Origin of the sequence: Sphingomonas sp. SFZ2018-12 (genome assembly GCF_022496715.1) — a bacterium.
Taxonomy (GTDB): Bacteria; Pseudomonadota; Alphaproteobacteria; order Sphingomonadales; family Sphingomonadaceae; genus Sphingomonas.
The window spans coordinates 86,380-111,206 of record NZ_WTFM01000007.1; the positions used below are offsets into that span (position 1 = coordinate 86,380).

A 24,827-nucleotide genomic window follows, 5' to 3' on the forward strand; every position below is an offset into this window, starting at 1 on the left:
CTCTCCCAATGGGTTGCAGCACCGCCCGGAATTCCGTGCTGGCAGACGGAGGACCGGTCGGGGTTGTTGACACCGGCGTTGCCTGCCACCATCCGGTGGCGATGACCAGTTCCTTCGGCTTTCTCGATCATCCTGGCGAGATGGCGGCGCGTATTCGCGCGATCAACTGGTCGGCGCACCCGCTCGGCGTGCCGGAAAGCTGGCCGCAGGCCCTGCGCTTCGCGCTCGATCTCTGCCTGGCGTCGAGCTATCCGACCGCGATCTACTGGGGCGAGCCGCTCTGGCTGCTCTACAACGACGCCTGGGCTCCGATTCCGGCGGATCGCCACCCAGGCGCGCTCGCCCGCCCCGCGCGCGAGGTGTGGCACGACATCTGGGACGTCGTCGGTCCCCAGTTCGAAAGCGTGATGGCGAGCGGGATCGGCCACGCTTCCTATGATCAGTTGTTGCGCATGGAGCGCGACGGCGTGCCCCGGGAAACCTACTGGACCTACAGCTTCACGCCGATCCGCGACGAAAACGGCCGGATCGCAGGCGTGCTCAACCATGGCAACGAAACCACAAGGCTGGTCCTGGCGGAGCGGGTGCAGACAGCGGAGATCACCCGTCTGCGCGAGCTGTTCGCACAGACGCCCGCGGCGGCCGCGCTGGCGATCGGGCCGGAGCATGTCCACGAACTGGCCAATCCCGGTTATCGCGAGCTGGTCGGGCGCGACCAGCTGGAGGGGCGACCGGTCGCCGAGGTGATGCCCGAGCTCGTCGAGCAGGGCTATGTCGAACTGCTCGACCGGGTGTGGGCGACCGGCCAGGCCTATCGCGGCGAGGGGCGCAGTGTCTGGGTGCATCGCGCCGGCCAGGATACACCCGAGGAACGGCTGGTCGATTTCGCTTTCCAGCCGTTCCGCGACGCGGGGGGCACGATGGTGGGGGTCCTGATCCAGGTCGTCGACATCACCGAGCGTGCACGCGCGGAAATGGCGCTGCGCGCGAGCGAGGACCGGCTGAAGCTGGCGCTCGATTCGTCGAGCGGCCTGGGCACCTGGGACTGGGACCTCACCACCGGGCTGGTGATCAGCGACGCACGCTTCGCCGAACTTTACGGCATGTCGGGCGCCGAGTCGGCACGCGGGATCGACGTCAACGCCTTCTTTCCCGCAATCCATCCCGACGACCTGCCGCGCGTCTCGGCGGCGATCGAGGAAAGCCTGACCACCGGCGCGCCGTATGACGTCGAGTATCGCGTCGTCCGGGACGCCGGCGACGTGCGCTGGATCGCGGTGCAGGGCCGGGTCACCTATGCGCCCGACGGGTCGCCGCTGCGCTTTGCCGGCATCAGTTTCGACATCACGCGCCGCTACGAAGCCGAGGAACGCGCGCGCGCCGCGGTCGAAACGCTGCATGCCACGACCGAGACCCAGTCGTTCATCTACCGGCTTGCCGACCGTCAGCGGCGGCTGGAGACCCCGGAAGCCGTGATGCGCGAGACCGCGGAGGCGCTGGCGGCCCAGCTCGGCCTCGACCGTGCCGGGTTTTTTCAGGTGCGCGAAAACCGGATGGTGTTCGGCCCTTGCTGGACGTCGGGCGCATTGCCACCGACGCAGGGCAGCGTGCCGGTCGATCGGCTCGGGGAGACGATCCTGAACCGCTATCGATCGGGGCAGACGATCCTGTCGCGCGATGCGCGCGAGGACCCGGATTTTCAGGAAACGATCGGGTCGTGGACCGTGGTGTCGGGCATCGGCGTGCCGCTCCTGCGCGCGGGCGAATGGGTCGCGAGCCTGCATGTCGGCAGCGCCGCGCCGCGCGACTGGAGCGCGGATGAAATCGCGCTGGTCGAGGCGGTGGCGGAAATCACCTGGGACGCGGTCGGTCGCCTGGCCGCACTCAGCGCGCTCAGGGAAAGCGAGGCCAAGTTCCGCGCGATCACCAATTCGGTCGACCAGATGATCTGGTCGACGCGCCCCGACGGCTATCATGATTATTTCAACGACCGCTGGTATGAATATACCGGCGTTCCTTATGGCTCGACCGACGGCGAACTGTGGAACGGCATCTTTCACCCCGAAGACCAGGCGCGTTCGATCGCCGCATGGTCGCACAGCCTGGCGACGGGCGAGCCCTATCACATCGAATATCGCCTGCGCCATGTGAGCGGCGTCTATCGCTGGGTGCTGGGGCGCGCCCAGCCGGTGCGCGACGATCAGGGACGGATCACCCGCTGGTTCGGTACATGCACCGACATCCAGGAGATCGTCGACGCGCGCGAAGTGCTCAGCCGATCGCGCGTCGAGCTGGAGCACGCGGTCGAGGCGCGCACGCGCGAGCTGCTGGCGGCGCAGGACCAGTTGCGCCAGGCCCAGAAGATGGAGGCGGTCGGCCAGCTGACCGGCGGCATTGCGCACGATTTCAACAACATGCTCGCCGTTGTCATTGGCGCGCTCGACCTGCTCGAGCGGCGGATGGCGCGCGGCGAGCGGGACATCACCCGTTACGTCGTCGCCGCGCGCGACGGGGCCGAGCGGGCGGCCGCATTGGTGCGCCGGCTGCTCGCCTTTTCCCGCCGGTCGACGCTGGAGCCGCGCACGATCGACGTGAACGCGATGGTGCGCGGGATGATCGACCTGCTCAACCGGACACTGGGCGAGAGCGTGCAGGTCGAAACCTGGCTCGCCGCCGATCTGGGCAATGCGCGGGTCGATCCCGGCCAGCTCGAAAATGCGATCCTCAATCTGGGCGTCAACGCGCGCGATGCGATGCCGCGCGGCGGCCGATTGACGATCGCCACGGTCAACCGCCAGCTGAGCCAGGACCAGGCCGCGCGGCTGGGGGTGGATGCCGGCGACTATGTCGAGATCGCGGTATCCGATTCGGGCATGGGCATGTCCCCCGCGGTGCTGGAGCGTGCGTTCGACCCGTTCTTCACCACCAAGGATGTGGGCAAGGGCACCGGGCTGGGGCTGAGCCAGGTGTTCGGATTCGTCCGGCAATCGGGGGGGCACGTGACGATCGACAGTGCCGAGAATCAGGGGACGACGGTGCGGATGCTGCTGCCGCTCGATCGGGGCAACGCGGATCCGGGCATCGACCTGGTCAAATCGGAAGACACGCCGGTCGGCCGGGGCGAGCATATCCTGGTCGTCGAGGATGAGGCGAGGGTTCGCGCCTATTCGTGCGAGGCGCTGCGCGAACTGGGTTATGTCGTCCACGAAGCCGCGTCGGCGGACGCCGCGCTTGCGTTGCTCGGCCAGGGCCAGCCGGTCGACCTGCTGTTCACCGACGTGGTGATGCCGGGGATGCTGGGCACCGAGCTCGCCGCCGCCGCGCGCCGGCATCGCCCCGGGCTGGCGGTGCTCTTTACCAGTGGCCATGTCCGCGACGCGGCCGCCGCCGACCTGCCCGGCATCCCCGGCGTCACCACGACCGAGCTGCTGGTCAAGCCGTTTACCGTCGATGCGCTGGCCCGGCGGGTACGCGCGGCGCTGGATTCACCCTCGCCGCGCGTCATGGCGGTGGACGACCGCGCCGCATCGCACTAGGGCGTCCGGTCGCCGGGACCGCAAAACCGGCGGCAGCGAAGGAAGCAATGTGGCCAATGTGGCAGTGATCGGCGCCCAATGGGGCGACGAGGGCAAGGGCAAGATCGTCGACTGGCTGGCCGAACGCGCCGACATCGTCGTGCGGTTTCAGGGCGGACACAATGCCGGTCATACGCTGGTGGTCGGCGAACAGGTCTATAAACTGTCGCTGCTGCCGTCGGGCATCGTGCGCGGCACGCCCAGCGTCATCGGCAACGGCGTCGTGCTGGACCCCTGGGCGCTGCGCGACGAGGTCGAACGGCTGCGCGGCCAGGGCGTCGCGGTGACTCCCGAGACACTGATGATCGCGGACAATTGCGCGCTGATCCTGCCCTTTCACCGCGACCTCGACGCGCTGCGCGAGGATGCAAGTGGTGCCGGCAAGATCGGGACGACGCGGCGTGGCATCGGTCCCGCCTATGAGGACAAGGTCGGGCGGCGCGCGATCCGGGTGTGCGACCTCGCCCATCTCGACACGCTCGATCCCCAGCTCGACCGGCTGACCGCGCATCACGACGCGCTGCGCGCCGGTTTCGGCGTCGCGGCGATCGACCGCGCCGAGCTGCTGGCGCAGTTGCGCGAGATCGCCGGCTTCGTCCTGCCCTACGCGCGCCCGGTGTGGCGCGAACTGAACGAGGCGCGCGCGCGGGGCCGCCGCATCCTGTTCGAAGGCGCGCAGGGCGTGCTGCTCGACATCGACCACGGCACCTATCCCTTCGTCACCTCGTCCAACACCATCGCGGGCACCGCGGCGGGCGGGTCGGGACTGGGGCCGGGCGCGGTCGGCTTCGTGCTCGGCATCGCCAAGGCCTATACGACCCGGGTCGGCTCCGGCCCCTTCCCCACCGAGCTGGCGGACGCGACCGGTGAGCGGCTAGGCGAACGGGGGCGTGAGTTCGGCACCGTGACCGGGCGCAAGCGCCGCTGCGGCTGGTTCGACGCGGTGCTGGTGCGTCAGTCGGTCGCGGTGTCGGGCGTGACCGGCATTGCGCTCACCAAGCTGGACGTGCTCGACGGGTTCGACGAGATCCGCATCTGCACCGGCTATCGCCTGGCCGGCGCGACGCTGGACCATTTCCCGGCCCATGCCGGGGACCAGGCAGCGGTCGAGCCGGTCTATGAAACGATGGCGGGCTGGCACGAATCGACCGCGGGCGCGCGCAGCTGGGCCGATCTGCCCGCGCAGGCGATCAAATATGTCCGCCGGATCGAGGAGTTGATCCAGTGCCCGGTGGCGCTCGTGTCGACCAGCCCCGAGCGCCAGGACACCATTCTGGTCCGTGACCCCTTCGCGGATTGAAGGGTACGCAGATAGAATCATATTTCTTCTTCGCCCGCTCATCCTGAGTAGCCGCTGAGCTTGCCGAAGCGGCGTATCGAAGGACGCACGCGACCTCTGCGTCCTTCGATACGGGCCTTCGCCAGGCTCAGTCCCTACTGAGGATGAGCGGGGTTTGGGGTTGATAAAGAGGCTTTCAAAGCAGACATGACCATCGTGACCCCTGCCCAACCCGTGACGCTGCCCGCCGATTGGCGCGATTTCCTCGCGCTGACCAAGCCGCGCGTGATGACGCTGGTCGTCTATTCGGGGCTGGCCGGGATGCTCGCCGCGCCGGGCGGCATCGATCCGGTCCTGGGCTTCACCGCGATCCTGTGCATCGCGCTCGGCGCCGGGGCGGCGGCGGCGCTCAACCAATGGTATGAAAGCGACATCGACGCGCTGATGAAGCGGACGGCCGGACGGCCGCTGCCCGCAGGCCGGATGGACCGCCAGACCGCGCTGCACTTCGGTGTCGGCACCGGGGTGCTGTCGGTCGTGCTGATGGGCCTCGCGCTCAACTATGTCGCGGCGGGAATCCTGGCGCTATCGATCCTCTATTATGTTTTGATCTATACCGTTTGGCTGAAGCGCCGCACCCCCCAGAACATCGTGATCGGCGGGGCGGCGGGCGCGTTTCCGCCGCTGATCGGCTGGGCGGCGGCGACCGGCGACGTCTCTGCGCTGCCGATTCTCATGTTCCTCATCATCTTCTTGTGGACCCCGCCGCACAGCTGGGCGCTCGCGCTTTTCGTGCGCACCGATTATGCCAATGCCGGCGTGCCGATGATGCCGGTGGTTGCCGGCGAACGCTCGACCCGGCGGCAGGTCGGGCTCTACACCATCCCGATGGTGGCAGCTGCGATCGCGCCGTGGCCGCTGGGGCTGGCCGGCGGGCTCTACGGTATAACGGCGATCGTGACGGGCGTGATCTTCGGCTGGTATGCGGCGATCGTCGCGACGCGCGTGCCGGCTGTGGACGATAAAATGAAGCCGGAAAAGAAGCTTTTCGCCTTTTCCATCCTCTACCTCTTCATCCTCTTTGGCGTATTGGTGATCGACAAATGGATCCTTTGACCCCCCTCCAGAAAAGCGAGGCGATCCGCGCCCGCCAGCGCGCCCGCGCACGCGTGATGGCGTTGATGCTGGGCGGCTTCTGCATCCTGATGTTCGCGATCACCATCGCCAAGATTCGCGCGGGGATGGGCGGATGACCCGCAATCTGCGCACCGCATTGCTCGCGGCGGCCGGCGTCGTCGGCATGGGCGGGCTGGGCTATGCCAGCGTCCCGCTCTACCGGATATTCTGCCAGGTCACGGGATTGAACGGAACGACCCAGCGTGGCCAGGCGGCACCGGGCGCGATCGACCGTCAGGTGACGGTGCGGTTCGATAGCAACACCGCACAGTCGCTCGCTTGGGACTTCAAGCCGTCAGTGCGCGCCGAGCAGGTGACGGTCGGCGCACGCGAGATGACCTATTTCATCGCGCGCAACCGTTCGGACAGGACCGTCACGGGCACCGCCAGCTTCAACGTCACCCCGGCGATTGCGGGCCAGTATTTCACCAAGATCCAATGCTTCTGCTTCAGCGAACAGACGCTCAAGCCCGGCGAGGAAGTGCGGATGCCGGTGATCTACTATGTCGATCCGCGCATCGCCGACGACCCGGACGCCAAGGACGTTACCGCAATTACGCTGTCCTACACATTTTACCCGGTGGATTCTGGCAAAAGCGCAAGCTAGAGCACGACCGGATCAACGAACCCACGGACCAAGGACGGATCATGGCCGGCGCCAAGAACCACGATTATCACATTCTTCCCCCCAGCATCTGGCCGATGATGTGCTCGCTCGCCGCGTTCGGCGCGGCGGCCGGCGGCATCATGTGGATGCGCGACGCGGCCGGCGGCCCGGCGATCTTTGGCGTGGCGATGATCGCGCTGCTGTTCTTCATGGGATCGTGGTGGGCGGACGTGGTGCGCGAGGCGCATGCCGGCGATCATACCCCCGTCGTCCAGCTGCACCTGCGCTATGGCATGATCCTGTTCATCGCGTCGGAAGTGATGTTCTTCGTCGGCTGGTTCTGGTCGTGGTTCGATTTCTCGCTGTTCCCGGTGCCGCTCGAAATCACCGAAAGCGGCGTCGCCAACCTGATCGGCCAGGACGGCGCGAACGCGCTGCTGAGCTGGCCGCCCAAGGGGCTGGAGGTCATCGACCCGTTCCACTTCCCGCTGCTCAACACCTTCATCCTCCTGCTGTCCGGCACCACGGTAACCTGGGCGCATCATGCCCTGATCCACGGCGAGCGCGGCGGCGAGATGAAGGGGCTGTGGGGCCTGATCGGCGTCGGCGAGCATGACGGCCTGAAAAAGGGTCTGTGGCTGACGATCATCCTCGGCCTGATCTTCAGCGCCGTCCAGGCATATGAATATGCCCACGCACCCTTCCCGTTCGGCCAGTCCAACTACAGCTCGGCCTTCTACATGGCGACCGGCTTTCACGGCTTCCACGTCATCATCGGCACGCTGTTCCTGATGGTTTGCCTCTATCGCGCCTATGCCGGCCACTTTACCCCGCGCCAGCATTTCGGGTTCGAAGCCGCCGCCTGGTATTGGCATTTCGTCGACGTCGTGTGGCTGTTCCTGTTCGTCGTCGTCTATGTCTGGGGCGGCTGGGGCGCCGAAATCCACTAGGATGGATGCCGGCGACTGGCAGCTTGCACAGGTCAATATCGGGCGGCTCGTCGCGCCGTCCGACGACCGCCAAGTCGCCGGTTTTTTCGCCGAGCTCGACCGCATCAATGCCATCGCCGATGCATCGCCCGGCTTTGTGTGGCGGCTGCAGGACAATGGCGGCAACGCCACCGCCTATCAGCCGACGCCGGACCCGCGGCTGATCGTGAACCTGTCGGTCTGGAAGGATGCGGACGCGCTGTTCGCCTTCGTCTATCGCAGCGCGCATACCCCCGTGATGGCGCAACGCCGCAGCTGGTTCGAGCGTTTCGACGGCGCTTATCAGGCGTTGTGGTGGGTTCCGGCCGGCACGCGCCCGACCATCGACGATGCGCTGGCACGACTTTGGCTGCTCGATCGTTATGGGCCGCATGAGCGGGCCTTCACCTTCAAATCGATCCACCCCCGCCCCGGCACCGGACATGGGCCGGTCGACATGGGTCCCGACCCCTGGTGCGTCGGCCACGCCTGACGCCCAGCCCGGACTGGCCGAGATGGCGGTGAAGGGCCTGTGCCCGCGATGCCGCGCGCCGACCCTGTTCGCGGGAACCGTGCGCTTCGCGCAACACTGCCGTGCTTGCGGCCTTGATTTCGGCGCGTTCAACGTCGGTGACGGCCCTGCGGCATTTCTGACGCTGATCCTCGGCACGCTGATTACCGTGCTCGCGGTCATGGTCGAGCTGGCGTTCAGCCCGGCCTGGTGGGTGCACCTGCTCCTGTGGCTGCCGCTCGGGCTCGTCACGATCGTCGCGGCGCTGCGGCTGACCAAGGCGGCACTGATCGCGCTCGAATATCGCAACGCCGCCCGCGAGGGGCGAATCGTCGACGGGGATGGCGAATGACACGCTGGCCGGTCATTCCCACCGCGATCGTTGCCATGGCCATCGCCGCGATGATCGGGCTGGGGATCTGGCAGCTCGACCGACGCGGCGAGAAGGCGGCGCTGATCGCGCAATATCGCGCCAACCTGACCAAACCGGTGATGGCGTTCCCGCGCTTCGGCGGCGATGCCCATCTGTTCCGCCGGGCGAGCGCGTTGTGCCTCGAGGTGATCGACTGGCGTACGGAGGGCGCGGGCAGTCTGGGCTGGCGTCACATCGCCGATTGCCGCACCGGCGCGGAGGGGCCGCTGCTCAGCATCGACATGGGCGTGTCAAAGACGCCCGATCGCAGGCCCGACTGGCGCGGTGGCGAAGTGACGGGCACGATCACGACGACGCGCGCAGAGGGGTCGGGACTATGGCGGGCGCTGACCGGCGGCGGCCAGCCGGTCACGCTGATGCTGGTCGCCGAAACCCCCGCCCCCGGCTTTGCCCCCAGCCGCCGCCCCGATCCGTCGGCGGTGCCCAACAACCACCTCGCCTATGCCGTACAGTGGTTCCTGTTCGCAGCGATCGCCGGCGCCATCTACGTCCTGGCGCTGCGTCGGCGGGGACAGCGTTTTGATGACAAGTCGCGGGATGCCGGGGCACCCCCGGCCCCCTAACCAATCCGGGTTCCCGATGGAGACCCGTCATGCCGTTCCGGATTATCGCGCTCGATCCCGCGCCTTTCGCCGCGCTCCACCACTTGTCGGACGCCGAGCTGACAAAGCGCAACGCGCGGCGCGTCGTTGCCGATTCGAGCCCCGGCTTTCCCTGCCGCGTCAGCCTGGTCGATGCGGCGGTCGGCGAAACGCTGATCCTGACCCACTTTACCCATCAGCCCGCCGCCACGCCCTTCCACGCCAGCCACGCTGTCTATGTCCGTGCCGGCGCGGTGCGCGCGACGCCCGCGGTGGACGAGGTCCCCGCCCTGTTCGCGCACCGGATGATGTCGCTGCGCGCCTTTGACTGCGAGGGCATGATGGTCGACGCGACGGTCGTGCCGGGTGCCGACATCGCCCCGGCGATCGACGCGATGCTGGCGACGGATGCGGTCGACGAGCTTCATCTCCATTATGCCGGACCTGGATGTTATGCGGCGCGGGCGGTGCGCGCGGCCTGACCCGATGCTTGCCGGGCCGCGCCCTGCCCGCTAAGCCGCGCGGCGATGAAGTATCGCAGCACGCGCGGGGCAGCCCCCATCCTGGATTTTCGAGGCGCGACGCTGGCCGGGCTGGCGACTGACGGCGGGCTCTATGTCCCGGAAACGTGGCCCAGCCTGAGCCGTGAAGAGATCGCGGCGCTGCGCGGCCTGAGTTATGCGGAAACCGCATTCCGGGTGATGCGCCCTTTCGCGGCGGGATCGCTCGACGATGCCGCGCTGCGCGGACTGTGCGATCAGGCCTATGCGCGCTTCTCGCATGCTGCGGTCACCCCGCTGGTCCAGCTCGATGCGCGGCACTGGCTGCTCGAGCTGTTCCACGGCCCGACACTCGCCTTCAAGGATGTGGCGCTCCAGTTTCTGGGCCTGTTGTTCGAGCATTTCCTGACCGGCAGCGACCAGCATCTGACGGTGATCGGCGCGACCAGCGGCGACACCGGGTCGGCGGCGATCGACGCACTGGCGGGGCGCGAGCATGTCGACATCTTCATGCTCCATCCCAAGGGCCGGGTATCCGATGTCCAGCGCCGCCAGATGACGACGGTGCGCGCGCCCAACGTCTACAATATCGCGATCGAGGGCAGTTTCGACGACGCGCAGGCACTGGTGAAGGCGATGTTCAACGCCCCCGGTTTCGCCGCGCGCTTCACGCTGTCGGCGGTCAATTCGATCAACTGGGCGCGCCTGATGGCGCAGGTGGTCTATTATTTCCATGCCGCCGTCCGGCTGGGCGCGCCCGAACGTGCCGTCGCCTTCGCCGTGCCGACCGGCAATTTCGGCGATGTGTTCGCGGGCTATGTCGCCGCGCAGATGGGGCTGCCCGTCGCGAAGCTGATCGTCGCGACCAACGTCAACGACATCCTGCACCGCGCGCTGACCAGCGGCGACTATTCGGCCGGCACGGTCACCCCCACCGTCGCGCCGTCGATGGACATCCAGGTGAGCTCGAACTTCGAACGCCTGCTGTTCGACCTGAACGATGGCGACGGCGCGGCGATGGCGGCCCAGATGCGTGGATTCGAGACTTCACGCGCGATGCAACTGACCAACGCGCAGCGCGAGGCCGCGGCGGCGCTGTTCACCAGCGCGCGCATCGATGGCGCGGGGATCGCCGAGACGATCCGCCGCACCGCGTCGGAAAGCGGCGAAGTGCTTGATCCGCACACAGCGATCGGTCTGGCAGCGGCGCGCGCCGCCGACCTGCCCGCGGAGGTGCCCGTCGTCACGCTGGCGACCGCGCACCCGGCCAAGTTCCGCGACGCGGTCGAGCGCGCCTGTGGCGTTCGCCCCACCTTGCCGGCACGGGTCGGCGACCTGTTCGAGCGCGAGGAGCGGTACGACACGCTGCCCGCGACGTTCGACGCGGTGACCGCCTATATCGCGGAACGCGCGGTCGCGGCGCGGTGAGCGCGGCATGAGCGGCCTGCCCCCGCTGGTCACGATGATCGGCGAACCCTGGGCGGACTATGGCCTGGTCGACAGCGGGCATGGCCGCAAGCTGGAACGCTATGGCCCGCATCGCTTCATTCGCCCCGAACCGCAGGCGATGTGGGCGCCGGCATCGGCCGAATGGTCCGCGGACGCCGAGTTTCTGCCCGGCGCGGACGAGGATGGCGGTGGGCGCTGGCAATTCGATCGCCCGGTGCCGCGCGACGGGTGGACGCTGGGCTGGGAAGACGTGCGCTTCAACGCGCAGCCGACGCCGTTCCGACATCTCGGCTTCTTTCCCGACATGGCGCCGGTGTGGACGTGGATGCGGGGGCAGCTTTTGGCGAACGGTGCCGGCCTTGCGCAGCAACCAGAATGCCTGAACCTGTTCGGCTATACCGGCGTCGGCACGCTCGCCCTGTCCGCCGCAGGCGCGCGGATGGTGCATGTCGATGCGTCGAAGAAATCGGTCGATGCAGCCCGCGGCAATGCGGCGCTGTCGGGCCTGGCGGACAAGCCGATCCGCTGGCTGGTCGAGGATGCGGGCAAGTTCACCGCGCGCGAGGTGCGGCGCGGACGCCGTTATGACGGCATCATCCTCGACCCGCCCAAATGGGGCCGCGGGCCCAATGGCGAGGTGTGGAAGCTGGAGGAGCACCTGGCCGGCATGATCGGCGACGTCGCCAGGCTGGTCGATGCGGAGTCGCGCTTCATCTTCCTGACCGTCTATGCGGTGCGCATGTCGGCGCTGGCGATCGGCGAGCTGCTCGCGCAGGCGACCGCGCATCTGGGCGGTACGGTCGAAGCCGGCGAGCTGGGCGTGCGCGAGGAAGCACGCGGACTGGTGCTGCCGACTGCCATTTTTGCGCGCTGGTCGCGGGGGTGAGCGGGCGGCAGCAAGGACGTTCCCGCTCAATCCTGTCCGTTCGCTTCGAGCGAAGTCGAGAAGCGCAGCGCGACATTTGACGTTTCTCGACTACGCTCGAAACGAACGGATAGACGTGAATGGGTGGACCATGCAGACTTACCCTCGCCCCATCCGGATCGCCGCGCCCGCCAGGAACGGCGCGCCGCCGGTCAGCGCCAGGCTGACCGCGCCGAGCAACTTGAGCGACGCCGCCCCGCCATCGACCGCGCCCGCGCCGAAGATCAGGAGCGGCACCGCGAGCGGCAGCATGACCAGGCCGGCAATCCCGCCGCCGCCGCGCAGCCCCGCGACCAATGCCGCGGTCGCCACCCCCAGTGCCGCCAGCCCCGGCGTACCAATTAACAGCCCGAGCATGACCCTCGCCAGCACATCGGCTGGCATGTTGAGCAACCCCGCGGCGATCAGCGTCGCCGCCAGCAAGGGCGGCGCAAAGCCCAGCCAGTGCCCGAGGATCTTGGCCAGCGCGACCAGCGACGGCGACAGGCCGCGCACCGTGAACTGATCGATCACCCCCGACTCCAGGTCGGGCGCGACCAGTCGCTCAACCGGCATCAACGCGGCAAGCAGCGCGGCTGCCCACACCACGCCGCCCGAAATCCGTGCCAGCAGCCGCGCGTCCGGCCCGATCGCGAAGGGGAACATGATGGTCGCGAGCAGGAAGAAGGCGACCGGCAGCACCAGCCCGCCGCTGGTCCACGCCCGGCGCAGTTCCCGCGCGGCGATGGCGACGAACGCGCTCATGCGTCGAGTGCCGCCAACGTGACCGGGATCGTGCCGCCCAGGCCCAAGTCGAAATGAGTCGCGATCAGCGCGATGCCGCCGGCGGCGCGGTGCGCCTCGATCACTGCCGCCAGTCGCGCGACCGATGCGGTGTCGAGACCATTGGCGGGTTCGTCGAGCAGCCAGATCGCCGCGCCGCTCGCGATCACGCGTGCCATCGCCGCGCGGCGGCGCTGGCCAGTCGACAGGAAGCGGACCGGCACGTCGGCGAGCGGAGCGAGATCGACTGCGGCCAGCGCGTCCGCCACCGCATCCCCTCGCCCGTCGATTGCCGCCCAGAAGCCGAGTGCGCGCGCGAGCGGGAGCTCCGGGTCGAGCGCTGCGGCTTCACTCAGCAGCGCCCGTGCGCCGCCATGCGCGATCCGCCCGGCAAAGGGGGGCAGCAGCCCGGCGATCATCGCGACCAGGCTCGACTTGCCGATGCCGTTGGGGCCGGTGACGACGCCCGCATCGCCCGGGCCGAAGGCGCAGCTGAGCCCGGCGAACAGTACCCGCCCGCCGCGCGCGCACGCCACGCCGTCCAGGGTGAGCGACGCGGCGTTCACGGACCGGCGGCGTCCTCCAGCGCATGCATGTCGTCGTCGGACAGCCCGAAATGATGCCCGACCTCGTGTATGACGACATGGCGAATCAGCGCGTCGAGCGCGACGCCGGTGTCGACCCATTCGTCGAGCAGCGGCCGACGATAAAGGTGGATGCGGTCGGGCAGCGTCACCCCATCGAAGGCAGATTTTTCGCCCACCGGCCGGCCATGATAGAGCCCGGTCAGTTCGAACGGATCCTCGATCCCCATCGCGTCGAGCGTCGCGTCGTCGGCAAACTCCTCGACCAGCAGCACGACGTCGCTGAGGTGGGCGGCGAACGGCTCGGGGATCGTCGCGAGCACGGCGCGCGCCATCGCCTCGATCCGCTCGGCATCGGGGGCCAGCATCAAAGGCGCTTGCTCGGTCATCGCGACGGTCATAGGCGTCGTCGGGTGGACGCCGCAAGCAGGGCAGAGGACGCGCCGATGATCGAGCAGCTGAGCGAAACCGAACGGGCCGAGGCGCTCGATGGCCTGCCCGACTGGGATTATGACGATGCCCGCGCCGCGATCGTCCGCCAGTTCACCTTCGACAATTTTTCCGAAGCCTTCGCGTTCATGACGCAGGTCGCGCTGCTCGCCGAAAAAGCCGATCATCATCCTGAATGGTCGAACGTCTGGAACCGGGTCGAGATTGCGCTGACCACGCACGACGCGGGCGGGCTGTCGCCGCGCGACATCGAGCTCGCCCAGGCGATCGACGCACTGGTCGACTGACACCGGCACCGACGCCGGAAAGATTGTTTCGCCGCCCTGAAATTCCGGCTAGCGTCATGGGCAATGACCACGCCCCCGCCCGCGATCCCGCGCTCGCTCTTCATCATTTCGATCCTTTACGGCGGCATGGTCTGCATCGCCGGCGTGCTCGGGGTGAAACAGGTGATGCTGGGGCCGCTGGTCGTGGAGGCCGGGATCTTCCCGTTCCTGCTGCTGGTGGTGATGTCGAGCGCGGTCGCCGAGCTGCACGGCCAGAAGACCGCGACGATGCTGGTCCGGTTGGGCTTCGTGCCGCTGCTCGTCTCCGCACTGCTGATCCAGGTCGTCATCCACCTGCCGAACGATCCGGCAATGTACCCCCCCGCGATCACCGCCTTTCCGATCGTGGTCGGACAGAGCGTGCGACTGATGCTGGCGGGCTTCATTTCCTATGGCACGTCACAGACGCTCAACGTCTATGTCTTCAACCGCCTGATCGGCGGCACCGGCAAGATGCTGTGGCTGCGCGGCATGATTGCCAGCATCGTGTCGCAGGTCGTCGACACAATCCTGTTCATCACCATTTCCTTCTACGGCGAACGACCGATCCTGGAACTGATGGCCGGCCAGATGCTGACCAAGGTGGTGCTGTCGATCGTGCTGGTGCCGTTCCTGATTACCGGCTTCGTCGCGGTTGCCCGCCGACTGGATCGGGCCGAGCCGGCGTAGATTACGCCAACACCAGACGTCTTGCCGTCACCCTGGCCTCGTGCCGGGGTCCACCGAGCAACATTCACGGGGTCGGTCACTAAAAGTCGAGCCGGTGCCGCCGGCAAGGTATCGCGCGATGGGTCGAGCGGGTACGCGTGCTTGGCGTTGGACCCCGGCAAGAGGCCGGGGTGACGACATGCCTTTGGCTGCCGCGGCGTCGCCCGCGCCCGGGCTCAATCCTCCGCCGCGATCCGCACGCGCAGCCCGTCGAGCGCGCTGGTGAACTGGATTTGACACGACAGGCGCGAGGTTTCGTCGCGGTCCGACGAGCTGTCGAGCAAATCGTCTTCATCCGGGCCCATCTTCGGCAGTTTGGCCGCAAATTCCGGATCGACATGGACGTGGCATGTGGCGCACGAACAGCTGCCGCCGCAAAGCGCCAGCAATTCGTCGAACCCGTTGTCGCGGATCACTTCCATGACGCTCAGGCCGGCCTCGCCGGCGACGACGCGCTCTGTTCCGTCACGGGTAACCACGATAAGGTTGGGCATGATGGATCCTCTTCCGTTTCGCGCTTGCCATGCCGCCGCCGCGCCGGCTTTTCAAGGATTGCCGACATGGGGCTGAGCGCCGAGCAGATTCGTCACGCGCTCGACGCGATATCGGCGCTCGAACCGCGCATGGGCGAAGCGATCGGGCGGGTCGGCTATCCGCCGCCGCGCCTGCGCCCGCGCGGTTATGCGACGCTGTTGCGGACGATCATCGGCCAGCAGGTCAGCACCCGCGCGGCGGACGCGGTGTGGCGCAAGCTCGACGCGGCGCTGGGCGATGCCACCGATCCCGCGCGGCTGACCGCCGCGTCGGACGAGGCGCTGCGCGGCGCGGGCCTGTCGCGCCAGAAGATGGGCTATGCGCGTAGCCTGGCGGGCATGGTCACGTCAGGGACACTCGACTTCAACCGCCTGCCTGCCGATGACGAGGACGCGATCGCCGCGCTGGTCGCGATCAAGGGCATCGGGCGCTGGTCGGCGGAAATCTATCTGCTGTTCGCCGAAGGGCGGCCGGACATCTGGCCCGCTGGCGACCTGGCGGTGCAGATCGAGATGGGGCACATATTGGGCCTGGACGAACGACCCACCGAAAGGCTCACGCGCGAACTCGCCGAAGCTTGGCGACCGCATCGGGGGGCCGCCGCCATCATGACCTGGCACCATTATGGCGAGCGGCTGAGCGCAGGGAAGACCGCGGCCGCGCCGGTGTAAGCGGGCGCGGGGCTGGGTTGGATTTCCACGCGCGCGCTTCCATTCTCACATCCCGTCACCCCGGCACGAGGCCGGGGTGACGACGAGACGATGGATGAATGGCCGACTGCGCGGTGGCGGATCGGCAGATTGCCGCCCGCGCGCCGCTCAGAAGCTGAACCGGGCCGCCACGCGGATGTCGCGGCCGGGCAGCGGCACGAAGTCCTTGGTGAACGACGCGTGGCGGCGCGCATCGACGTCGAAGATGTTGTTCGCGGACACGATGAGCGTGGTCTCGCTCGCATCGCCGAACGGGTGCCAGGACAGCGACGCGTTGACCAGGGTGAAGTCATCGGTCGGGTTTTCGAAGGTGGCGACGCGATCCTGCTCGAACACATGCTCGACCTCGATGCGGCCACCGAAGGAACCCGCCGCCCCCTCGAGCCCGCCACGCACGCGCAGCGGCGGGATGCGCGGCACCGGGCCGCCGCCATCGGTCAGGCGGGCATTGACATAATCGCCGATCAGGTCGCCCTTCAGGCTGAACCCGCCGCGATCGAGCAGGGTGGCATTCACCTCTGCTTCGAAACCGACGTAGCGCGCGTCCGACTGGGCATATTGGAACAGCGGTAGTTCGTCCTGCTCCAGGCCGGTGTCGAACTCGAAGATGAAATCGTCGAACCAGGTAGCATAGCCGTTCAGCTTGAAGTTCAACGGACCGAGCTGGCCACTGGCAAAGGCTTCGATCCCCCAACTCTTTTCGGTGTCAAAACCGGGATTGCCGACCTCGAATGCCTGGGTCGCGACGTGCGGACCGTTGGAGAAGAGTTCCTCCGCCGACGGCGCGCGCTCGGCGCGCGAGCCGGTCAAGCCAAATCGGATGGTGTCGCTTGCCTGATAGGTCAGACCGAGGGCGGCCGAAAAGGTATCGAAACCGCGATCGACGGAAACCAGCGGCGCGTCCTCTTCCAGACCGACCCGGACGCTGTTCGAGCGGACGTCGGTACGCTCGTATCGGCCGGCGATCTCCACGCCCACGTCACCGAAATCGAACTCCTGCACGGTGAAAAGACCGAACTGGTCAGTCTGGTTCGGCGGCACAAAGGCTTCGGCGCCAATCGCGACGAAATCGCGGGTGAACCCTTGGATCCCGGTCACGCCGCGCCAATCGCCACCGTCCGACTGGACCAGTTCAACCCGGCCCTCGAATGCGTCGGTGAAGAAGCGCGTCCCGACTTCGCGGCCCTCAAACTCGGTATGTTCGTAATCGGCATAGCCGACCCGGGCGCGGATGCGATCGATAAAGCCGTTCTCGACCAAGATTTCGCCACGCATGTCCGCGCGGAACTGCTTGAGGTCGATGGTGACGGGGCCCTCTTCCTCCCCGCCTTCGCCCTCGTCGCCCGCTTCACCTTCATGGGCGTGCTCCGCGCCCGGGCGTGCGGGAACGCCGTAGTTGGTGTCGTAATAGCCCGCGGAAAAGCCCAGGCTGCCACGGTCGTTGATCAGTGCGATGCCGCCGCCCAGCGTGTAGGTTTCGGTCGCGCTGTTCGGAATCGCGCCACGCAGGCCGGCAAGTTCGGTGGCCTCGTCGGCGGCATCGAGCTCGCCCTCCGCGCGCTCTTCGGCCGCCAGATCAAGCTGCTCGGCGCGCAGTTGCGGCGAGAGCACGAAGCCACCCACTTCCAGGTCATTCGAGCGGCGATAGCTGCCATCGGCATGAACGACGATATTAGGGGTCACGGCCACATCAAACGCACCGCCGATGCTGCGTTCTTCCGCCGCCGAGCCGTAGGTCCCGAGCGCATCGACGTGAAAGCCCTTAACTGGCACCGCGCGGGGGATGCGGCGGTCGATCACGTTGACCGCGCCGCCGATCGCCTGGCTGCCGAACAGCAGCACGGCGGGCCCCCGCAGCACCTCGATCCGCTCGGCGGTCAGCGGATCGATGGTGACGCCATGATCGGTCGACGTGTTCGAAACGTCGAGCGAGCCGAGCCCGTCGGTCAGTACGCGCACGCGTTCCCCCTGGAAACCGCGCAATACGGGCCGCGATGCGCCAGGGGCGAATGACGTCGCCGACACCCCGGGCAAACGGGTCAACGTCTCGCCGATCGTCGGACGGATGTCCTGCACCAGACGGTCGCCGGTCAGCACCGACTTGTTGGCCAGCACATCGAGCTCGCGCACGAACGGCGCGGTGATGATGATGTCGGTGGCGCGTTCGCCATGCACCGAATCCGCGGGGGCGCTGGACGACTGCGACGCGCCGTCATCGGCGGTTGCCGCGACCGGTGTGGGCGGCACCGGATCAGCGCGCGTCTCCGCGAGCGCGGCGGGCGCGACGAACATGGTGGTAGCGAGCAAGGCAAGGGGACGGATCATGCACAACTCCTGAAGACTGGCGCGCCGTCTAATTGCAATGTTACATCATCACAAGAGGCAATGGGCACGATCCTGGCCAAGTTCGCCACACGTTGCATCTTTGCCGCAGGGGCGGCTGTCTCAGGGGCGATAGATGCGCACGATGTTGGGCTTGAGTTCAGCCGGATCGAACCAAACCGGCTTGGTCTTGCGGCTCACGAACAGCGGTGCCTGGTCGACATAATGTGGAGAAGCGGGCCGGGTGGTCGCGGCCCCGAAAGGCTGGATCGACTCCGACCTGACTTTGCCGTCTGGCGCCCATTCGGTGAACATCAGGAAGCTGTCGCCGTGGCGCACCGCCAGCCGGCCATCATCGGCGACGTCCCACAGCGCCATCGCGCGCAGCACGTCGGGCCCGCCGTCGAGCGGCAGGTCGACATTTCCCTGGCGTAGCCGGAGCACTTCGCCCAGCGGCGGATCGAGCCGGCCGAAATGCGTGTCGAGGTGCACCGCCGCGTCACGCAACACCTGGCGCGCATCGGCGGGCGGCTTGCGCGGATAGTGCCAGCGATTGCCCTCGCGCGCGATCAGCACCGCCAGCGCGTCCGCCGCGCCGACCCCGTCGAAATTCCAGTCCCATTGCCGCAGGATTGCGCGCGCGCGGGCGAGCAGCGGGTCAGCGCCCGGATCGACCGCCATCACGCGCTCGAACCACGGCCGCAGCCAGCTCGCCCGGCTGACGCGCGTATCGTATTTGATCGCCTCCAGCTCGGCGCGGGTGATCGACGCGTCGGCCGCCAGCAGTTCGATCGAGCGCGTGCCGCGGTTGGTCACGTCGGCCTCGATGCCCAACAGGTCGGGATAGGCGGCGCGATCGAGTTCCGATCCCGGGCCGGCGGCGATGAAGGGCGTGTGATTGGCATTGATGATGAAGCCCGACGCCGGGTTGACGTTGCGCGGTACCGCCGTCCACGCGACCGTCCCGCCCGCCAGCGCGCGCGACGTGTCGCCGGGCAGCACGCCGCGATAATCGAAACCGGGCTTTCGGTTGGGAAAGGCGGCGTTGTAGAACAGCGCGACATTGCCCGCACGGTCGGCATAGACGAAATTGGTCGCCGGCACCGCCTGCATCGCCATCACCCGCTGCCACTCGGCGAAGTCGCGCGCCTTGTTGAGGCGATAATATTGCTCGACCATCCGCAGCTGGTCGCCCCCGGCATAGCGGATCGCGAATGCGCCATCCTTGTCGCGCAGCACCGGGCCATGGATCGAGCGCTCGACCAAACGCGGCACCGGCAGCACGAACGGCCCGATCTTGACGCGCAGCCACACCCGCTTGCGCTCCAGCGGTCGCCACTGCCCATCAAAGCGATAGCGATTGCCGCTGTCGTCCAGCACCAGCTTGTAGATATCGATCAGGTCGGGGCGGTTAACCGTGTTGGTCCAGCCCAGCGTCCGGTTGTGGCCCAGCAGCGGATAGGGCGCACCGGGAAAGGTCGCGCCGGCAAAGTGCCAGCCCTGGCGCGAGTGGACGCGCAGCTCGTACCAGGCGACGGCACCGCGCCACGGCTGGTGCGAGTTCGAGATCAACCGGGTGAACCCGTCCGCCGACCGCCTGGGGGCGACGGCAAAGGCGTTGGAGCCTTTCTCGATCTCGGCAGGCCCCGCAGGCGTGACATCGGGGGCCTCCGGCAGCGCATGTTCGCGCGGCAGCGGCTCGCCCCCCGCCAGCGCGCCCAGCACCGAATCGAGCCCGAAGAAAAAGGGCGATCGCAGCACGAAGCCCGTCGCGACGTCCGCGCCGTCGACAGGGAAGAGCCCGCGCAGCCTCACTTCGCCCGGATGACGCGCGGCATAGAGGTTCAAACCCGCCGCATAGCCGTCGAGCAGCGCGCGGACGTCGGCGGGCTGCGCGTCATAGTCACGCGCGACGGTGCTGCGCGCGTCCAGCAGGTGGAGGACATAATCGGTCTTCGCCCCGTCCTGCCCGGTGATCGCACCCAGACGCCCGCGCGTCATCGCCAGCACCTGCTGCAACGTATCGAAATCATCCTCGGCATGGGCATAGCCGATACCGTGCGCGACATCGGCGTCCGTTGCGCCGAAGATGTGCGGCACGCCATAGCGATCGCGCGCGATCTTCACGTCGTAGCGGCGCGAGGCCGGTGCGACGCGCTGACTTGCCGTCAGCGGCTCCCATACCGCGAGGCCAATCGCCGCCACGACGGCGAGCACCACGAATGCCAGTACGGCCCGCCTGATCCACCGCATTTGCGCCTCCCCAGTGACCGCAATCTGTTGGTCACACCCTTTGCGCGCCTATACAAAGCCGGACAACGGGGTCACGTCCAGCCACGCGCCCCTTGTGTGGTAAAATTACAACATTACCTGTGGTGTCTCAGGAACGGAAACCAGGGCCATGAACCTCGAAAAATTCACCGACCGCGCCAAAGGTTTTTTGCAATCGGCGCAGACCGTCGCGATCCGAATGAGCCATCAGCGGATTTCGCCCGAACATCTGCTGAAGGCGCTGCTCGAGGATACGGAAGGCATGGCGTCCGGCCTGATCCGCGCAGCCGGCGGCGATCCGGCGCGCGCGTTGACCGAAACCGATGCGGCGCTGGCCAAGATTCCCGCCGTGTCCGGCTCCGGCGCACAGACGACGCCGGGCGTCGATAACGACCTGGTCCGCGTGCTCGACCAAGCCGAGCAGGTCGCGGCCAAGGCGGGCGACAGCTTCGTCACCGTCGAACGGATGCTGCTCGCGCTGGTGCTCTCGCCAGCCACCGCTGCCGGCAAGGCGCTGGCGACCGCAGGCGTGAAGGCCGACGCGCTCAATACGGCGATCAACAGCCTGCGTGGGGGCCGCACCGCCGACACCGCATCGGCCGAGGACCGCTATGACGCGCTCAAGAAATTCGCGCGCGACCTCACGCAAGCCGCACGCGACGGCAAGCTCGATCCCGTCATCGGCCGTGACGAGGAAATCCGCCGCACCATCCAGATCCTGGCGCGCCGGACCAAGAACAATCCCGTCCTGATCGGCGAGCCCGGCGTCGGCAAGACCGCGATCGCCGAGGGGCTGGCGCTGCGCATCGTCAATGGCGACGTGCCCGATGGCCTGAAGGACCGCACGCTGATGGCGCTCGACATGGGCTCGCTGATCGCCGGGGCCAAATATCGCGGCGAGTTCGAGGAGCGGCTGAAGGGCGTGCTCGACGAAGTCAAGGCCGGCGAAGGCGACATCATCCTGTTCATCGACGAGATGCACACGCTGATCGGCGCGGGCAAATCCGAAGGTGCGATGGATGCGGGCAATCTGCTCAAGCCCGCATTGGCGCGCGGCGAGCTGCACTGCATCGGCGCGACCACACTCGATGAATATCGCAAATATGTCGAGAAAGACGCAGCCCTCCAGCGCCGTTTCCAGCCGGTGTTCGTCGGCGAGCCGACCGTCGAGGACACGGTGTCGATCCTGCGCGGCCTGAAGGAAAAATACGAGCTGCACCACGGCGTGCGGATCACCGATGCGGCGTTGGTCGCGGCGGCGACGCTGTCCAACCGCTACATCACCGACCGCTTCCTGCCCGACAAGGCGATCGACCTGATGGACGAGGCCGCCAGCCGCATCCGCATGGAGGTGGAATCGAAGCCCGAGGAGATCGAGGCGCTCGACCGGCGGATCATCCAGCTCAAGATCGAGCGCGAGGCGCTGAAGCGCGAAACCGACGCGGCGTCGCGCGACCGGCTGGCGACGCTGGAGGGCGAGCTTGCCAACCTGGAAGAGCAGTCCGCCGGGCTGACCCAGCGGTGGCACGCCGAAAAGGACAAGATCCAGTCCGAAGCCCGGCTCAAGGAACAGCTTGACGCCGCGCGCGTCGAACTCGATCAGGCGCAGCGCCAGGGCGACCTCGCGCGCGCGGGCGAGCTGAGCTACGGCGTCATCCCCCAGCTGACCCGCCAGCTGGAGGAGGCGCAGGGCGCGACCGCCGGCGCGATGCTGCGCGAGGAAGTGACCGCCGACGACATCGCCGCGATCGTCAGCCGCTGGACCGGCATTCCGATGGACAAGATGCTGGAGGGCGAGCGCGAGAAGCTGCTCCACATGGAGGCGCAATTGGCCAAGCGCGTGATCGGCCAGGCCGATGCCGTGCGCGCGGTCGCCACTGCCGTGCGCCGCAGTCGCGCCGGGCTACAGGATCCCAACCGCCCGCTCGGCTCGTTCCTGTTCCTGGGGCCCACCGGCGTCGGAAAGACCGAGCTGACCAAGGCGCTCGCCGAATTCCTGTTCGACGATGCCAATGCGATGGTCCGCATCGACATGAGCGAGTTCATGGAAAAGCACTCGGTCGCCCGCCTGATCGGCGCGCCGCCGGGCTATGTCGGCTATGAGGAAGGCGGCGTACTGACCGAAGCGGTCCGCCGCCGGCCCTATCAGGTCATCCTGTTCGACGAGGTCGAGAAGGCGCATGGCGACGTGTTCAACGTGCTGCTGCAGCTGCTCGACGACGGGCGGCTGACCGATGGCCAGGGGCGCACGGTCGATTTCAGCAACACCATCGTCATCCTGACCTCGAACCTGGGCAGCCAGCTCCTGACCAACCTGGCCGACGGCCAGTCGGTCAGCGATGTCGAGCCGCAGGTGATGGAAATCGTTCGCGGGCATTTCCGCCCCGAATTCCTCAACCGGCTGGACGAGATCATCCTGTTCCACCGGTTGGGTGAGGAGCATATGGCGCCGATCGTCGACATTCAGGTCGGGCGGGTCCAGCGGGTGCTCGCCGACCGCAAGGTGACGCTCGACCTGACCGATGGCGCGCGCGCGTGGCTTGGGCGGGTCGGCTATGACCCGGTCTATGGCGCGCGGCCGTTGAAGCGGGCGGTGCAGCGTTACCTGCAGGACCCGCTCGCCGACCTGATCCTGCGTGGGCAGGTCAGGGACGGGTCAACGGTGACGATCGAAGATGGCGACGGCGCGCTGACGCTGCGGGTGGCTTAGAGAGGTTTTCGATCGGCCTGGTTCACCCGTCCCCTGAAGGGGAGGGGCTGGGGCGGGGCAAGTTGATCGCAGCCCTTGCTAGCCCCGGGCGTCGGAGATCGCATAGAAGCGTTGGAGGAGCGCCTGCTCCTGCGGCGTCAAATGCGGGTTCCACACGTCGAAGATCAGGACGATCCGGCGTTCGGCGCTGTCATTCCAGGCTTCATGCTCGATCGTGTCGTCGAAGACGAACGCCTCGCCCTCACGCCATTCGCGCGTTTCGCCGCCGACCCGGAAACGGCATCCGGCGGGCACGACGAGCGGCAAATGGATGATCGCGCGGGTGTTGGTCACGCCGGTGTGCGCCGGGATGTGCGCCCCGGGTGCCAGGATCGAGAAGAATGCCGATGGCGCCTTGCCGGGGATGTGGTTGCGGGGCAGCGCGTCGAGCGCGGCTGCGGTTTCAGGACAGCGCGCGCAGACCGCTTCGTTGCGGACGCCATATTCCCAAAGGAAGCACGCGCTCCAGTCGAGCGAGTGATCGAGCGCCGACCATTTGTTCTCCGGCGTCCCGGCATCCTGCCGGACATAGGGCCGGATATCCGCGCCGCCCTCGCTCAGCAGCGCCAGCGCCTCGGCCCGGATCGCATCGGTGCGCGCCTCGATTTGGTCCAGCCACGGAAACATGGCGCGATCGAAAAACTCATCGGCAGGCAGGAAGGGATAATGGATGCCGTGGCACTGGTTGGTATAGATCGCGCGGCGGCCAAGCACATGGTCGATACACGCATTGAATCGGCGGGCCGCTTGCCCCATTGCTGCCAGCTCGGCGCTCAGCTCCGCGTCCAGGCGATCGGCGAGCTGGGCATTGTGCGCAGCCAGGAAGGCCTGGCCGCGGGCGAGCGCATCCGCAACCCGCGGCGGGCGTTCGGGGAGCGCGAGCGCCATCTGGACCACGCCGCTCCAGCCCTGCGCCGCATCGGCAAGCCGCCCGCGCCGCTCGTTCAATTCGGCCATGCGCAACGTCGCCATGAAATGAAGCCGGTCGATCGACAGCGCGCGGTCCAGCGCCGCAGCCTCACCGTCGTCATCGCCGATCTGGCGATTGGCGGTGGCCAGGTTCATCCACAGCGCGGGTTCGCCCGGATCGGCGGCGGTGGCGGTGGCAAAGCACCGGCGCGCCAGTTCGGCGTCGCCATCGGCAAGCGCCCGCATCCCGCGCGCATTCGCTGCTCTCGGGTCATCGGGGGCAATGGCGAACGCGGCATCGAGCTGGCGCAGTTCCTCGGCCGCGTTCCCGGCCTGGCGAGCATTCGCGGCGGCGTTCAGGGCAGCCGTCAAACGGGGATCAAGGGTGGTCATTGCGTGTCTAGATCACAGGCTTTGCGGTGCGGCAACCGTTGCGGCGGCCATGCTGGGTATGGTCTTGCCCGCCAACAAAAAGGGGAGCGGCCATTGGCCGCTCCC

23 protein-coding genes are annotated in these 24,827 nt (G+C 67.6%); 16 read left to right on the forward strand and 7 right to left on the reverse strand.

Annotated elements, in window-relative coordinates; translation table 11 throughout:
• Positions 1-101 precede the first annotated feature (101 nt).
• The 12 genes from GO308_RS17400 (at position 102) to GO308_RS17455 (ending at position 11,965) form a co-directional block, all read left to right on the forward strand.
• Complete coding sequence (locus tag GO308_RS17400) at positions 102-3,536, forward strand: PAS domain-containing protein (protein ID WP_240886306.1); 3,435 nt, start codon at positions 102-104, stop codon at positions 3,534-3,536.
• A 49-nt stretch (positions 3,537-3,585) separates the two neighbouring features.
• Positions 3,586-4,875 (forward strand): adenylosuccinate synthase, encoded by a 1,290-nt coding sequence (locus GO308_RS17405; protein WP_066482277.1) that lies wholly within the window; start codon positions 3,586-3,588, stop codon positions 4,873-4,875.
• Positions 4,876-5,061: 186 nt separating this feature from the next.
• The gene (locus tag GO308_RS17410; RefSeq protein ID WP_240886307.1) at positions 5,062-5,970 is read left to right on the forward strand and encodes a heme o synthase; all 909 of its coding nucleotides are present in this window, start codon (positions 5,062-5,064) and stop codon (positions 5,968-5,970) included.
• Positions 5,958-6,107, forward strand: coding sequence for a hypothetical protein (locus GO308_RS17415; RefSeq protein ID WP_197417189.1), 150 nt, complete (start codon positions 5,958-5,960; stop codon positions 6,105-6,107). Before GO308_RS17410 ends, GO308_RS17415 begins: the two co-directional genes overlap by 13 nt.
• The gene (locus GO308_RS17420; protein WP_066482226.1) at positions 6,104-6,637 is read left to right on the forward strand and encodes a cytochrome c oxidase assembly protein; all 534 of its coding nucleotides are present in this window, start codon (positions 6,104-6,106) and stop codon (positions 6,635-6,637) included. The genes GO308_RS17415 and GO308_RS17420 overlap by 4 nt, the downstream gene beginning before the upstream one ends.
• A 41-nt stretch (positions 6,638-6,678) precedes the next feature.
• The gene (locus GO308_RS17425; protein ID WP_066482229.1) at positions 6,679-7,587 is read left to right on the forward strand and encodes a cytochrome c oxidase subunit 3; all 909 of its coding nucleotides are present in this window, start codon (positions 6,679-6,681) and stop codon (positions 7,585-7,587) included.
• 1 nt (position 7,588) lies between these two features.
• Positions 7,589-8,098: a DUF3291 domain-containing protein gene (locus tag GO308_RS17430; RefSeq protein WP_240886308.1), complete on the forward strand. Its 510-nt coding sequence runs from the start codon at positions 7,589-7,591 to the stop codon at positions 8,096-8,098.
• A 22-nt stretch (positions 8,099-8,120) separates the two neighbouring features.
• The gene (locus GO308_RS17435) at positions 8,121-8,468 is read left to right on the forward strand and encodes a DUF983 domain-containing protein (RefSeq protein ID WP_066547067.1); all 348 of its coding nucleotides are present in this window, start codon (positions 8,121-8,123) and stop codon (positions 8,466-8,468) included.
• Positions 8,465-9,112, forward strand: coding sequence for an SURF1 family protein (locus tag GO308_RS17440; protein ID WP_240886309.1), 648 nt, complete (start codon positions 8,465-8,467; stop codon positions 9,110-9,112). Before GO308_RS17435 ends, GO308_RS17440 begins: the two co-directional genes overlap by 4 nt.
• 29 nt (positions 9,113-9,141) lie before the next feature.
• Entirely contained in the window at positions 9,142-9,612 is a 471-nt protein-coding gene (locus tag GO308_RS17445) for a DUF1203 domain-containing protein (protein ID WP_240886310.1), read from the forward strand.
• Between the two features lie 45 nt (positions 9,613-9,657).
• Positions 9,658-11,058: a threonine synthase gene (thrC, locus tag GO308_RS17450; protein WP_240886311.1), complete on the forward strand. Its 1,401-nt coding sequence runs from the start codon at positions 9,658-9,660 to the stop codon at positions 11,056-11,058.
• Between the two features lie 7 nt (positions 11,059-11,065).
• Positions 11,066-11,965, forward strand: a complete 900-nt coding sequence (locus GO308_RS17455) for a class I SAM-dependent methyltransferase (protein WP_240886312.1) — start codon at positions 11,066-11,068, stop codon at positions 11,963-11,965.
• A gap of 138 nt (positions 11,966-12,103) precedes the next feature.
• Here GO308_RS17455 and GO308_RS17460 read toward each other — a convergent pair whose 3' ends face one another.
• From GO308_RS17460 to GO308_RS17470, 3 genes are read right to left on the reverse strand one after another with little or no spacing between them, the layout of a single operon-like run.
• The gene (locus GO308_RS17460) at positions 12,104-12,748 is read right to left on the reverse strand and encodes a heme exporter protein CcmB (RefSeq protein WP_240886313.1); all 645 of its coding nucleotides are present in this window, start codon (positions 12,746-12,748) and stop codon (positions 12,104-12,106) included.
• Positions 12,745-13,332: a heme ABC exporter ATP-binding protein CcmA gene (gene ccmA, locus GO308_RS17465; RefSeq protein ID WP_240886314.1), complete on the reverse strand. Its 588-nt coding sequence runs from the start codon at positions 13,330-13,332 to the stop codon at positions 12,745-12,747. The genes GO308_RS17460 and ccmA overlap by 4 nt, the downstream gene beginning before the upstream one ends.
• Positions 13,329-13,739, reverse strand: coding sequence for a metallopeptidase family protein (locus tag GO308_RS17470; RefSeq protein WP_066480281.1), 411 nt, complete (start codon positions 13,737-13,739; stop codon positions 13,329-13,331). The genes ccmA and GO308_RS17470 overlap by 4 nt, the downstream gene beginning before the upstream one ends.
• Positions 13,740-13,796: 57 nt before the next feature.
• On the opposite strand from GO308_RS17470, the gene GO308_RS17475 reads away from it, so the two are divergent.
• Together GO308_RS17475 and GO308_RS17480 are read left to right on the forward strand one after the other, a co-directional pair.
• Positions 13,797-14,087, forward strand: a complete 291-nt coding sequence (locus GO308_RS17475) for a 4a-hydroxytetrahydrobiopterin dehydratase (RefSeq protein ID WP_066480282.1) — start codon at positions 13,797-13,799, stop codon at positions 14,085-14,087.
• 63 nt (positions 14,088-14,150) lie between these two features.
• On the forward strand, positions 14,151-14,795 hold the full coding sequence (locus tag GO308_RS17480) for a queuosine precursor transporter (protein WP_066675255.1): 645 nt from the start codon (positions 14,151-14,153) through the stop codon (positions 14,793-14,795).
• Between the two features lie 215 nt (positions 14,796-15,010).
• On the opposite strand, the gene GO308_RS17485 is transcribed toward GO308_RS17480, so the two are convergent.
• Positions 15,011-15,328 (reverse strand): 2Fe-2S iron-sulfur cluster-binding protein, encoded by a 318-nt coding sequence (locus tag GO308_RS17485; RefSeq protein WP_240886315.1) that lies wholly within the window; start codon positions 15,326-15,328, stop codon positions 15,011-15,013.
• A gap of 66 nt (positions 15,329-15,394) precedes the next feature.
• On the opposite strand from GO308_RS17485, the gene GO308_RS17490 reads away from it, so the two are divergent.
• Entirely contained in the window at positions 15,395-16,039 is a 645-nt protein-coding gene (locus GO308_RS17490) for a DNA-3-methyladenine glycosylase (RefSeq protein ID WP_066547088.1), read from the forward strand.
• Between the two features lie 147 nt (positions 16,040-16,186).
• Here GO308_RS17490 and GO308_RS17495 read toward each other — a convergent pair whose 3' ends face one another.
• Positions 16,187-18,403: a TonB-dependent receptor gene (locus GO308_RS17495; RefSeq protein WP_066480258.1), complete on the reverse strand. Its 2,217-nt coding sequence runs from the start codon at positions 18,401-18,403 to the stop codon at positions 16,187-16,189.
• Between the two features lie 120 nt (positions 18,404-18,523).
• Positions 18,524-20,653, reverse strand: a complete 2,130-nt coding sequence (locus tag GO308_RS17500) for an acylase (RefSeq protein WP_240886316.1) — start codon at positions 20,651-20,653, stop codon at positions 18,524-18,526.
• 148 nt (positions 20,654-20,801) lie between these two features.
• On the opposite strand from GO308_RS17500, the gene clpB reads away from it, so the two are divergent.
• On the forward strand, positions 20,802-23,381 hold the full coding sequence (gene clpB / locus GO308_RS17505) for an ATP-dependent chaperone ClpB (protein ID WP_240886317.1): 2,580 nt from the start codon (positions 20,802-20,804) through the stop codon (positions 23,379-23,381).
• 78 nt (positions 23,382-23,459) lie between these two features.
• On the opposite strand, the gene GO308_RS17510 is transcribed toward clpB, so the two are convergent.
• Positions 23,460-24,722, reverse strand: a complete 1,263-nt coding sequence (locus GO308_RS17510) for an aspartyl/asparaginyl beta-hydroxylase domain-containing protein (RefSeq protein ID WP_240886318.1) — start codon at positions 24,720-24,722, stop codon at positions 23,460-23,462.
• Between the last annotated feature and the right edge of the window lie 105 nt (positions 24,723-24,827).